Below are 12,331 nucleotides of genomic sequence, written 5' to 3'. Positions count from 1 at the left end.
CTGGAGTTACAAGGCAATAAAGTGTGAGAATACTGTGAGTATATTTCACGCCAGATCAAATTTGCACTGACAGCACAGAGACTTGTTTGAGACCTTGACGAAATGCCAGTTGTGAGATTTGCTGCCGCAAACGATAATGTTCGGAGCAAATCATGGTTAAACTTATTTCTACACTATGCTCCTTTATCTTCTTGATTCCAAACCTTGTTCACGCTGCTGATTTCTGTATCGACGTGAATTCCAAAAAGGGTTGGCAGGGCATGACGCTTCCAGACGGCAATATTCGCCGCGTCAGTTACGCCGGCAGCTGGAGTGTTATCTCCGGCATGTACAAACCGGTCGGACCGAGAGGCTATTCAGGCTCGGATGCCAAGAAACTCGGTCCGCTTTACGGTTACAAGTTCGATCAGTCGTACTCATTCGGCGAAATGCTGGTAAGGGATCAGACAGGCCGGATTGTACCTTTTGCCGAGTTTGCCGCGCTGGCGGTCAATACACCGGATCCGGCTGGAAATTACGCCTTTCGTATCAATGACGTGGACCTGGCGCTTTGGGATAATGCAGGGGCAATCAGAGTTTGCATTTCCATGTAGTGAAATATCATTTTCGCTGACACACATCTGATTTTTTCAGACACGGTGCTGGAAGCGTCGCGGCCTTAGAACACTTCATCCAAACGAGGGAAAAGATGCAGAAAACTGCACTTGTCACCGGCGCGGCGAGAGGCATTGGCCTTGCCACGACAAAGCTGATGCTCGATCGCGGCTGGCATGTGGCCATGCTCGACCGGGACAGCGACGAACTGGAAATTGCATCGGCAGGACTTCACGGTGCAACGCCGTTTTCGTGCGACGTTTCAATCCAGAGCCGGGTCGAGGAGACAATTCCAGCCATTCTGGATAAATTCGGAAGGCTGGATGCGGTCGTCAACAATGCGGGTGTCGCCCATTTCGGCCCAATGGAAAATACGGATTTCCAAGCCTGGCGCACAGTGATGGAAACCAATCTGGATGGCGTCTTCCTGGTTTCCCAGGCAACGGTACCCGCGCTCAAGCAGACCCGGGGCTCCATTGTCAATATTGCCTCCATTTCGGGTCTGAGAGCGTCGACCCTCAGGGTTGCCTATGGCACGTCGAAGGCAGCGGTGATTCACCTGACCAAGCAACAGGCAGCGGAACTCGGAGAATTCGGAGTTCGTGCGAACTGCGTGTGTCCCGGACCGGTGCGTACAAAGCTGGCCATGGCCGTGCACAGCCAGGACATCATTGATGCCTATCACGATGCCATTCCTCTCAACCGCTACGGAAGCGAACAGGAAATTGCCGAAGTCATAGCCTTCCTGTGCTCGGAACAGGCCAGTTATGTCACGGGCCAGATCATTGCCTCCGACGGCGGGTTCGAAAGCACGGGAATCGGATTGCCGTCCTTGAGAAACTGAACCGTCTTACACGGGTGTTGCCAGAAAGTGTGCCGCCACCTGGCGCTGGTGCGGGTTGGCGCGATGTTCAAACAGATAGATCCCCTGCCAGGTGCCCAGGACCATACGACCTGCGGAGACCGGAACGGATAGCGAAACGGGTAGTATCGACGCCTTGATATGTGCCGGCATGTCGTCCGGACCTTCGTAGGTATGGACAAGATAGTTCATGCTCGGGTGATCGGACCCTGGCACCAGCCGCTCGAAAAAGGCTTTCAGGTCCACCTGAACATCGGGATCGGCGTTTTCCTGAATCAGCAACGAGCAGGATGTGTGGCGAACGAACAAGGTCAGCAATCCATCCGCTGCTCCTTCATCCCGGAGCCAGGACGAGACGGAATGTGTGAACTCATAAAGGCCCTGCCCGCTTGTGCGCACTGAAAATACGGTCTGCATGATGATCGCCGGTTCCTGTGTCCTTCTTGTGATAAAGGCATAGGCGAACAAATCCCCGGTTGCAATTTCGCCGGCCGACCGCCATGTGAAGCGATGTGACTTTCTCGTCCGCCCTGTCAGGACACCTGCCCCGGATCAAGCATGCCAGATGTCAGACCGAAAATCATGATTGCCTCGCTCGGCACGCGTGGCGATGTGCAGCCCTATGTCTCTCTGGCGGGAGAACTCAACCGGATCGGTGTCGACGTGGTGGTCAGTACCGGTGAAGGTTTTGAAGACATGATCGAACAGGCCGGTGCCCGAGCCCGTCCGGTTCCGGTCAATTACCAGGCCCTGCTGCAAAAACCGGAAATCAGGGAGGCCCTTCATTCCCTGAAAGGCATGATCAAGGCAGCGCGCCAGAGCATCGCGCTTCAACGGGATGTCGCCAGGGTCCTTTGGGAAACCGGTTTGGACGAAAAGCCGTCTCTCATCCTGTTCAATCTGAAAGCAACGGTCATGACCCTTGTCGGGCGCAGATTGGCAGTCCCGACGCTCCCCACCGCGCTCCAGCCTGCGACAACGCCAACCGGTGACTTTCCGCTTCCTCTCTTCGGATTGCCTGCCATGGGCTCATTTCTCAATCGCAAGAGCTTCGGTGTGGGCCGGATGCTCATGAAGGCCGGCCTTCGTCCACTGCTCAATCCATTGAAGCTGGAAGCAGGACACGAGCTTGCCATGTCGGGTTCGTCGATTGACGGCTTTATGCCGAACAATCAAAAAGCTCTGACGCTCCAGGCGTTTTCGCGTGCACTGGTCCCGACACCGGAAGACTGGAGCGCAGAGAACTGGCAATGCGGCTACTGGTTCACCGAACCGGACGCCGAATATCAGGCTCCCGAGGAACTGGCCCGGTTTCTCGAAGCGGGCGAACCACCTGTCTATCTCGGTTTCGGCTCCATGCCGAGCCGGGATCCCGGAGATCTGACAAGGACGGTGGTTGGAGCACTGGAAAAAACCGGCCAGCGCGCAGTGCTCGCCACCGGTTGGGGCGGACTGCTGAAAGAGGAATTGCCGGCGGAGCTTTCCGAACGTGTCTTTCTGATCGACAAGGCACCGCACAGCTGGCTGTTCCCGAAATGTGCGGGCATTGTACACCACGGCGGTGCGGGAACGACCCATGAAGCAGTCCGTTGGGGGAAACCGTCGCTTGTCTGCCCCGTGTTCGGCGATCAGCCTTTCTGGGGCGAGCGAATATTCCGGATCGGCGCCGGCCCTGAACCAATCCGCCAGAAAAAGCTGACGCCGGATAACCTTGCAAAGGCGCTTAAGGATCTCGAGAACCCCACCTACGGACAGGGTGCCGAGGCCGCGCGGCAAATCATAGAGCAGGAACCGGGCGCCAGAGGTACTGCATCAAGGGTGTTGTCCCTTGTCCCGAAAGACGTGACCTGAACTCCTGCAAATTCTGTCCTTGCCCAGGAACAGGTAACACGGTTGTATACCCTTTCCTTTTCCTTCACAGCCTGACACAACTAGGGAAGCAAGCTTTCAAGAGGGGTGCCCAGTCTTGTTTCCTGCCCGCTATACTGTTTTCTTCCTTTGCCTCGCATTAGCCTTCGTCGCCTTCGTACTGATGTTCGCCGTCAACGTACATTTCATCTGGCCGTTTGCCGTATTCGGCGTCTTGTCACTCATTGGCGTCTTCGACCTGCAGCAGACCCGGCACGCCGTTCTGCGAAATTATCCGGTATCAGGGCACTTCCGCTATCTCTTCGAAGCGATCCGGCCGGAACTGAGGCAGTACTTTTTTGAAAGCAACCAGGATGGCCGCCCTTTTTCAAGGGAGCGGCGATCCATGGTCTATGACAGGGCCAAGAACATCGAGGACGTCCTGCCGTTCGGCACCGAACTCGACGTCTACAACGACCAGTACGGCTGGGTGAATCACTCCGTTACACCGAAACCTGAGAATCACGAAGAATTGCGGGTGACGATCGGTGGACCGGATTGCAAGCAGCCCTATTCCGCATCGCTCTACAACATCTCGGCCATGAGTTTCGGCTCGCTATCCGGCAATGCCATCCTTGCGCTGAACAAAGGTGCGAAAGCAGGGCATTTCTACCATGACACCGGGGAAGGCAGCGTCTCCCGCTATCATCGGGAAGGCGGTGGGGATCTTGTCTGGGAACTCGGCAGCGGCTACTTCGGCTGTCGCGCGGCGGACGGAAAATTCGATCCGGAGAAATTCAAGGCGCAGGCGGCCAATCCCCAGATCAAGATGATCGAAATAAAAATGAGTCAGGGTGCAAAACCCGGTCATGGCGGCGTGTTGCCGGGTGCGAAAGTGACGGAAGAAATTGCCGAGGCTCGTGGCGTGCCACTGGGTCAGGATTGCATTTCGCCCGCTTCGCATTCAGCCTTTTCAACCCCTATCGAGCTGCTGGAATTCATCCAGACGCTTCGGAACCTTTCCGATGGCAAGCCGGTCGGGTTCAAACTCTGCATCGGCCACCGCTGGGAATTCATGGCGATCGTAAAGGCCATGCTGAAGACAGGGATAAAACCGGATTTCATCGTCGTCGACGGAGCGGAAGGCGGCACAGGTGCAGCCCCGATCGAATTCGCCAACCGGCTTGGCACCCCGCTGCTGCAGGGCCTGCTCTTCGTTCACAACAGCCTGGTCGCCACCGGATTGCGCGATGACATCAAGCTGGGTGCCAGCGGCAAGCTGATCAGCGCCTTTGATATTTCCGGCACCATGTGTCTCGGAGCCGATTGGGTAAATTCGGCACGTGGCTTCATGTTCGCAGTCGGCTGCATCCAGTCGCAAAGCTGTCACACCAACCGGTGCCCGACCGGCGTTGCGACCCAGGATCCGAAGCGTCAGCAGGCGCTTGTGGTTCCCGACAAGGCCGAGAGGGTCACGAATTTTCATCGCAACACGCTGAAATCTCTAATGGCCTTTACAGCAGCTGCCGGGCTCAATCATCCCAGCGAATTCAGGCCGGAGCACTTTTATCTTCGTGGCGGCGCGCGCGAAATCATGTCTGCAAATGCGGCCTTCTCCTGGCTCAAGAAAGGCGCGCTCCTGGACGAAGCACATGACCTGCCGGGCTATTCAGCCTTTTGGGCCATGGCCGATGCGGAGAGCTTCAAACCGGCCAAGTCACTCGACGCGGCCAAAACACTGGGCCATCACAGGGCGCATCATTGAGGTCGAGCGGAGCCACTCTTTCCAACGGCTCCGTTTGCCACAGCTACTAAACTTCGATGTAAAAGACTGTTGCTGTGCTCCACGAGAGTTTTTCGTCGCAACCTTGAACAAGTCGGAAGGTCCTCTCACGGCAAGTGATAGAACCAAACCCGGTCTGGTTCCTGCTCAAAGAAGCAAAGGATCATGTTGTCGGAAGTTCTCCGGACACATGGTGAACTGTCGATAAAGGCATACTCGGCCGAAGTGTTGTTCCAACTCACGGGTCCCCCTTCATTGTACTGGACCTGAATGCGCTCCGTGGACCAGCTGTAGTTTATCGTGCAACGCGACGATTGGGGTTCACACGAACGCTCGAAACGGCACTCGACATGCTGAATGGTCTCAAGATCATCAGACAGTTGACACCATCCGTGCATTGCCTTGTCCGGACTTCCTGCCACAGGCGTCTGCACGCCAACCCGTACGGTCAAATCGGGGAATTGTTTACTTCCATATCCAAGCCGCTGTTCGATAGCCCTACCGCTAGCCCGATAAAGTCGCGAAATATGGTGTGCCCTTTTGTTAACTGTTTCCTTGAGCTCATTACAGTCTTCAAATATTTCAGTTCGCAAATAAAGCTGTTCTATTTCCTGGGCGGCCTTCAAGCCGTTCGACTTCGATTGACGCAAATACAGGTCAATCGCGGCTGTTGTTCGTCGCAATCTTGCCCTCAATTCAGGCGTTGCATCCGTTTTGTTCAACCAGCGAGGCAACCAGTTCTCAACGATGACGGATGCCTCGACACGTGATAGTCCACATCCGGTTTCCAGTTCCCGCCACCAGTATCTCCACTCAGTCGTCCATTCGCTTTTCGCCCAGAAAAATTCGCCCCAGTTTGTTTGCGTTTCAGTGTAACGCTTCAGGTTTTCCTTGATTTCCACTGCAGTCGTTCCAAACACGCTGAAGTAGTTTTTCTTGGTTTCGACTGCAGGAGTAGCGGAGACAGATTGGATACAAAAAAGTATGCAGGCCGCAGCCAAACTGAATACCAGGGCGTTCGAAAGAGTTGCTCGGTACACGGTTTTCAAACCCTCTTCTGCTGGCGCCCGTCAACTGCGTGCCAGAAATTTTCAAATCACAGCTCAATAGTTCCGGAGACTACCTATCGGTCCACCGTGACCTGCTCGAACGGAACGGAGGCACCGTCCACATTGAACTGCACAACAGCAAAGGAAGAGACCCTGGAATGTGGCAAGTAAAAACGGAAGCGTAGATTTACGGGCCGCGCCTTGCTGACAAAAACATTGGCCTTGTAGCGGACCTCTTTTTCAGAAGCCGTTCCAAGCGTAAAGGAAGAGATCCGGTAAGCATTACCGTTGTTGTCTGCGACGAGAGTACCGGCGTTGGAAACTTCAACCTTGCGTCCGGTGCGTCCCAGGTTATTCAGGCTGACATCACAATAAACATACATCATCTTCTCAGCACATCCGACAAGATCGACCTGAATATCGTTTATCACCTTGGTTCGAGCGTCTTTTTCAACTGCAAATGCCTGTTCCTGCGGCCTAGCCGATGCCACCGTTTGGACGCGTTGCTCAAGTTCTTCGATACGTTTTTGCGTTTCCTCCAGACGACGCTCAAAATCAGCTGCCATCGTCGCTTCGATCTGCTTGACAAGATCTGACACCTGATCGCGAAGATTATTCTGCTCAGCTAACAACCGGGATAAATCGCTTTCATTCCTGTCCTCGCCTAGTCGGCTCTCAAACGACTCGATACGTGCCAGAAGCTCCGCCTTGTCATCGTAGAGGCGACTTACTTCCGTATGGAAGTGGAAGACCACGCCAGCGAAAAGGATCAGGATCACGAATATCAGTATGGCCGATATCTCGAGAAACAGATTCCCACGAGGCTTGAAGTGGTTTTCCTTGTTTTCGTAATCCATCCCGTTCCACCAAACTCGTGCCCTTTCGGGTCGTCGCTTTTCTCGCGGACAAGACTGCAGGCCGCGTGATCCGCCGGCTGCTTTCCCGGTCGATATCCCGGTCGATATCCCGGAGCCAGCTGGCTCCGGAATATGTGTCGTGCAAGGCGATCAGGTAGTCGGATCAGCACTTTCTTGTTTGGGAACCAACGGAGCTGCCTCCCCGGAGGTGTCCGCGACTGTCTCCGCCGTCAAGCTTCCAGTCGACGGATGGGCCGCATTGTCTGCAGCGCCGTTTTCGCCCGCAGTCGTTCCATTGGCAGGCGCTTCACCAAGACCAGCAGTCAGCCCCGAAAGTCCCGACCCGTCCAGGCCGACTTCCTTCATCATCGCGTCCAGAAGCGGGGCCTGAGAGCGGTATTTAAGCGCGGAGGAGACCATCTGGTCGGCAAGGTTTCCACCTCCCGATCCATTGCCGGTCGAGCCATTTGCAACGCCACCGGCACCACCGGTCATGCCATCCACCTGGATGATCTTGATACCGTCGATCTGCTCCATCGGCTTGACGCTTTCGGCAATGATCTCAGGCAACTGCTCCAGAAGCTTGACACGGATCTGCATCGCGATCTGGTCCGGAGACAAGAGGTTGGCAGCCTCGTTGATCGCACGCTGACCGTCGGCCTCCACTTCATAAAGCGCTTTTTCAGCTTCCGCGCGAAGCTTGTCAGCCTCTGCGGAGCCCTGCGCTTCGATGCGAAGTTTTGCAGCCTCGGCTTCTGCGGCGATCCGGACCGCTTCCGCCTGGTCGGCGGCAGCCTGTTTTTGCGCCTCGGCACCGACGGTGATCGCGACAGCATCCATTTCGGCCGCCTTGCGGGCTTCAATCAGTTCGATCTGCTTGTCTCGCTCGGCAACTTCGGTCTCGCGAGCCGTCGAAACCTGTTCGGCAGCACGCGCCGCGATTGCCCTTGCCTCATCGGCCTCGGCTTCCGCCTCGGACTTTTCGCGGGATTTGGCGGCTACCGCGATATCGCGGTCCTGCTCGGCAAGTTCAATCAGTTTCTGTTTTTCGACATTGGCCGCCTCGACCGAGCGTTCCTTGGAGATTTCCCGTTCACGCACCTGCTGATCCATCGCGATCTGACGTTCGGTGACAGCCTGGTTGGACTCGATGTCCTTCTCCTTGACTTTCTGGCTCGCCAGGATCTTGGCTTCCTCGGCTTCACGCTCGCGCTCCGCTTGCTGCTTGGCAATCAGAGAGGATTGCTCTGCCTGGCGGATCTGGATCTCGCGCTGCTGTTCAAGCTTGGCGAATTCCTCTTCGCGATTGATCTGCAGACGCTCCTGTTCGGCCTCCAGGTTCTTGCGCTTGATCTGGATTTCGGTTTCCTGCTCGATGTCGTTCCGCTTCTTCCGGCGTTCCTCGATCTCCTGGGTAAGTTTCGTGAGACCTTCGGCATCGAAGGCATTTTCAGGATTGAAATATTCGCGGTTGGTCTGGTCCAAGCCGGTAAGTGATACCGATTCCAGCTCAAGACCGTTTTTCAGAATGTCTTCCGAAACCGCAGCCTGCACTTTCTGCACAAAGTTCACGCGCTGCTCGTGCAGCTCTTCCATTGCCATTTCCGCGGCAACCGCGCGCAAGGCATCAACGAACTTGCCCTCGACAAGTTCACGCAGAGCCTCCGGCTTCATGGTCCGCTGACCAAGCGTCTGCGCTGCATTGGCAATGGATTCGATGGTCGGCTGAACCCGGACATAGAATTCTGCCAGGACGTCGACACGCATGCGGTCCCTGGTGATCAGCGCCTGATCGTTGGAACGGCGGACTTCCAGACGCAACGTATTCATGTTGACCGGAATGACGTCATGCAGCACAGGCAACACAAGCGTGCCGCCGTTCATGATGACACGCTGGCCACCGAAACCGGTACGCACAAACGACACTTCTTTCGAAGACCGGCGATAGAGCCTGGAAATGATCAAGCCAACGGCCAGCAGCGCCACAAAGCCGATGCCGACCAGGATCAAAATACTTATGAGTTGGTCCATAACTTACAACTCCCTTTGTTTTTTTGATGAAAATTTTCAGCCCGGCACCAGCGTCAATCGCCAGCGCCGGTCAATGTCGCGTTGGTATTCCTTATCGCCGTGAAATGCGGTCCCTGCTGGCGTACGATGATGATGTTCGTACCCTGCTCGAGCACTTCGCCTTCAACGTCCGGCTCCACAAGCACATAATGGGACTGACCGGTCGGGTCGCTAAGACGCGCCTGCGCAGGAAGGCCTTCCTTGGCATGTCCCTGCACGATCACCGCGGGTTTTCCCACGAAAGTCTGCCGAGAGACGGCGTCGCTTTCGTCCTTTGGCATCACCTTGGACAATCCGAGTGCGGTCACCCTGGTAAAGGGCAACGCTCCCGCGAAGGCTCCGGCGGAGGCCAGGATACCCGGCAACAGATATCCGGAGACGGATTGCACCAGACTCTGGAGGACATACCCGACGAGGCCGAACCCCGTGAGGAAGATCACCAGGATGATCAGCGCCGGCACCCTGCCGAAGCACAACCATCCGAGTATCTGGCTGAAGATACCTTGTCCGGGCCCGGTCAACTCGGTCCCTGCCGCAACCGTATCAAGATCTCCCGGCAGGGCACCGGCCTGGATATCCGCGTCGAAATCCGGCGCATCAACATCAGGCAGATCCACGTCGGGCAGATCCACTTCCGGAAGCAGACTGTCGATCATGCTCGACAGGCCAAGTCCCATGAGCGTGCCGACACCTTCGGCGAGCGCGATCGCAATCATCAGGCCGAGAGCGACCGCAAAAGGTGTGTTCTGGTCGGCTAGGATGAACTCGACCATGTTCAACCGTCTTTCGCCGACGCCTTCAATGCGGCAAGGCGTTCAGAAACCCTGTTCTTGCGGGCAAGATCTTCCAGCTCGGCAAGTTTGGTTGCGTCGGCCTTGTCGGTCGAAAGTCCGCCGGGCAGACCGGTCGCATTCTGCATGACACGGTCAAATGCCTGTTCCGCCTTGCGGGTCTTGCCTTCGACACTGTCCTTTGGAGCCGCAACTCCCGACGCTGCACTGTCCGTCGCGCTTTGTTGCTGGGAACGGCGGAAATTGACCAGTTCCGCCTCCATCTCACGCTTGCGCGCCTGGAGTGCGCTCACATAGCCTTCCAGTTCCTTTTCCTCCCGGCTGGCATCTGCGACTGCAGACTCCAGAACCGGAATTTGAACTTCGAGGTCAAGCTGGCGCGCAATGGCTGCTTCCGCGAGATCGTCCCGCCCTTCTTTCACCGCCACGGCAATCTGACCCTGCAGCTCTTCGTGACGTGTTGTCGTTTCCCCAAGCCGGGTGTTTGCAAGGTGCTTGTTCGCCAAGACACCGGCCAATTCATCACGGACCTGATCGACGGCCCGGTCCACTTCCCGGATTGCCTCTTCCATGACGGTTGCGGGGGAAGTGTTTTCAATGGAGTCCACCAACTGGTTCACACCGCCGGAGACCAGACGCTTGACGCGTGTTACGAGACCTTCTGCCATCTTTCCTTCCTTTCCGTTCCACTTCTCAAAAAAATCAAAAAATCCGGTATCCAACCGATACCCGAAACGACGGGTTGGTGCGCATGTTACTGCTACACTTATTCCGTATTTACCGTGGCCCGTTCAGCAGTCATTTGCCGATACAGGCCCCCTAGTCCCTGGTTTGACGCCTTTGATCCAGCAGCCGCGCAACTTCGAGAATGGGCTCGAGACGCCTGTCCATGAGTACCGGATCGTAGGTTCGGCTCGGGGTGGTCAGTCCGAGGTCAAATATCTCCTCGATCAGTGAAAACAGCTCTGCGGATAACGCTGCCTCGAACTTTACCAGATCCTGTTCTCCCTGTTCCGGTCCCGGCGCCGATGCGATGAGTTCCGCCAGCATTTCCGGCAATCGCTCATACAGTTTCATGACAAGATCGGATCTGTTTCCGATTTCCCTTTGTAATTGCCGAAGCCCCTTCTCGGCCGGCCGCGCCATAGTGCGGAGCAGATCCTCACAGGCCTCGACATCCTGAACGCCCTCTTCGCGTTCCCGCGCTGCCTTCAGAATTTCTCGCATCTTGTCGCTTGGGGTTCTGGCGCCCTGAACCTCGTAACCCGCCAGGAACGAGACATCGTCATCGCTGAGCCTGACACTTATCGGAATACTCTTTGGCATGCGCGTCACCAATTGTCTTCGTTTGCATCAATTCGTTTACATTTGTATTCAATAGTTTTCATTTGTCAAGAAAAATCGACTGATGAGTGTGTCATGCGCCCCATGCACCTGACCACTCAACGCAGTGTATTCAAGGAAAAATCAAACTATTTTTAAAAACCAGCCCCCTACGGTTTCCAACGGCACAGGTGCAATCGTGCGCGCAATTGCTTTGCGCGACCACGTTGCAGCCCTGCAAAATGCCAAGGTTCGTGAGGAAAAGGGCGGAGAGATTCAGATGTCGCTTGCAAGCCGCGACACGAAATCCCCGGCTTCATGCGAGCGGACCACCGCGTGGCGTACAAGATCGTCGAAATGGCCCGCGAAAAGTTGCACGTGGCGGGTATTTGAAAAAGCGAGGTATCTCTGTCCGAGATAAAGCGCTGCCCATTTCTGACCGAATACCGTGAAGGGTGAGGAATAGCGATCTGTTGCCCCAAACAGATGAAGCCGCAATGAAGGGTAAAGATCCGACAGGCTTTTGCCCATGACTTCAAGCTGTTCGCGCCGCTCATCGGGCGAAAGTCCGGACCAGAGCCCCTCTCCTCGTGCGAAGCCTTCCAGAGCTTCGCGGGAAAGGGCAATTTCCATGTCCGATTCTGCCCGGTGCAACAACGCTCGCTGATCCCGTGTTCCGGTGATCGCCTGATCCGCCGTGCGCAAAGTTTCCCCCGCGTATTCATAAGCCAGGACTGCCTCGGTCTTCAAAACGTCAGGCAGGTTGGCTGGAACATGACGGATCTTGGCGCCAACCGCATCGCGGTACCAGGCCAGAAGGTGCTCATCGACCGGGTGCCGGTCGGTTTCTGCTATCTGAACAGCCTGATCCAGAATTTCCGCCGCGGCTCCACGGTGCGTGGACAATCCCAAAAGCCAGTCCGCAGACACGCCGAGCGCAGTTGCGATCGCCGCAAGCGCCTGACCGTTTGGCAAGCGCGGCGCGTCTTCCGACAAGAGTTGCGACACCGTCGACCGGTCCAGCCGCGCGCCCCGCGCCAGATCGCTGCGGTTCATGTCCCGGCTGCGGATCGCGTCGGAAAGGCGTTCACGAAAGAGTTCTGCGCGTTCTCGTTTGTCCATGCGGGAGTATTGTGACCCTTCTTTCGAAAAAT

General features: G+C 56.1%; 12 protein-coding genes. 4 read left to right on the top strand and 8 right to left on the bottom strand.

Features of this window, described 5'->3' with window-relative positions:
- The first annotated feature begins 152 nt into the window (after positions 1-152).
- Both LA5095_RS04010 and LA5095_RS04005 read left to right on the top strand, forming a co-directional pair.
- The gene (locus tag LA5095_RS04010) at positions 153-593 is read left to right on the top strand and encodes a hypothetical protein (RefSeq protein ID WP_144436075.1); all 441 of its coding nucleotides are present in this window, start codon (positions 153-155) and stop codon (positions 591-593) included.
- Positions 594-688: 95 nt separating this feature from the next.
- A complete protein-coding gene (locus tag LA5095_RS04005; RefSeq protein ID WP_055112121.1) occupies positions 689-1,438 on the top strand; it encodes an SDR family NAD(P)-dependent oxidoreductase in 750 nt (249 codons plus the stop codon).
- Positions 1,439-1,444: 6 nt separating this feature from the next.
- Here LA5095_RS04005 and LA5095_RS04000 read toward each other — a convergent pair whose 3' ends face one another.
- Positions 1,445-1,873 (bottom strand): secondary thiamine-phosphate synthase enzyme YjbQ, encoded by a 429-nt coding sequence (locus LA5095_RS04000; protein WP_055112755.1) that lies wholly within the window; start codon positions 1,871-1,873, stop codon positions 1,445-1,447.
- A 141-nt stretch (positions 1,874-2,014) separates the two neighbouring features.
- On the opposite strand from LA5095_RS04000, the gene LA5095_RS03995 reads away from it, so the two are divergent.
- Together LA5095_RS03995 and LA5095_RS03990 are read left to right on the top strand one after the other, a co-directional pair.
- Entirely contained in the window at positions 2,015-3,307 is a 1,293-nt protein-coding gene (locus LA5095_RS03995; protein WP_055112119.1) for a glycosyltransferase, read from the top strand.
- 115 nt (positions 3,308-3,422) lie between these two features.
- Complete coding sequence (locus LA5095_RS03990) at positions 3,423-5,069, top strand: FMN-binding glutamate synthase family protein (protein WP_055112117.1); 1,647 nt, start codon at positions 3,423-3,425, stop codon at positions 5,067-5,069.
- 125 nt (positions 5,070-5,194) lie between these two features.
- On the opposite strand, the gene LA5095_RS03985 is transcribed toward LA5095_RS03990, so the two are convergent.
- The 7 genes from LA5095_RS03985 to LA5095_RS03955 all read right to left on the bottom strand — a co-directional run bounded on the left by LA5095_RS03985 (position 5,195) and on the right by LA5095_RS03955 (position 12,299).
- Entirely contained in the window at positions 5,195-6,127 is a 933-nt protein-coding gene (locus tag LA5095_RS03985) for a DUF922 domain-containing protein (protein ID WP_235808851.1), read from the bottom strand.
- Between the two features lie 83 nt (positions 6,128-6,210).
- The gene (locus LA5095_RS03980; RefSeq protein WP_055112113.1) at positions 6,211-6,993 is read right to left on the bottom strand and encodes a coiled-coil domain-containing protein; all 783 of its coding nucleotides are present in this window, start codon (positions 6,991-6,993) and stop codon (positions 6,211-6,213) included.
- 150 nt (positions 6,994-7,143) lie between these two features.
- On the bottom strand, positions 7,144-9,024 hold the full coding sequence (locus tag LA5095_RS03975) for a flotillin family protein (RefSeq protein WP_082442756.1): 1,881 nt from the start codon (positions 9,022-9,024) through the stop codon (positions 7,144-7,146).
- Positions 9,025-9,077: 53 nt separating this feature from the next.
- Positions 9,078-9,836: a YqiJ family protein gene (locus tag LA5095_RS03970; RefSeq protein WP_055112112.1), complete on the bottom strand. Its 759-nt coding sequence runs from the start codon at positions 9,834-9,836 to the stop codon at positions 9,078-9,080.
- A gap of 2 nt (positions 9,837-9,838) precedes the next feature.
- Positions 9,839-10,522: a PspA/IM30 family protein gene (locus tag LA5095_RS03965; protein WP_055112754.1), complete on the bottom strand. Its 684-nt coding sequence runs from the start codon at positions 10,520-10,522 to the stop codon at positions 9,839-9,841.
- 151 nt (positions 10,523-10,673) lie between these two features.
- The gene (locus tag LA5095_RS03960) at positions 10,674-11,180 is read right to left on the bottom strand and encodes a hypothetical protein (RefSeq protein ID WP_055112110.1); all 507 of its coding nucleotides are present in this window, start codon (positions 11,178-11,180) and stop codon (positions 10,674-10,676) included.
- 273 nt (positions 11,181-11,453) lie between these two features.
- Positions 11,454-12,299, bottom strand: coding sequence for a helix-turn-helix domain-containing protein (locus LA5095_RS03955; RefSeq protein ID WP_055112108.1), 846 nt, complete (start codon positions 12,297-12,299; stop codon positions 11,454-11,456).
- Between the last annotated feature and the right edge of the window lie 32 nt (positions 12,300-12,331).

It is taken from the genome of Roseibium album (genome assembly GCF_001404515.1).
GTDB classification, from domain to species: Bacteria; Pseudomonadota; Alphaproteobacteria; order Rhizobiales; family Stappiaceae; genus Roseibium; species Roseibium album.
The sequence above is the reverse complement of the archived record's forward strand: the minus strand, read 5'-3'. Positions and strand labels throughout refer to the sequence as shown.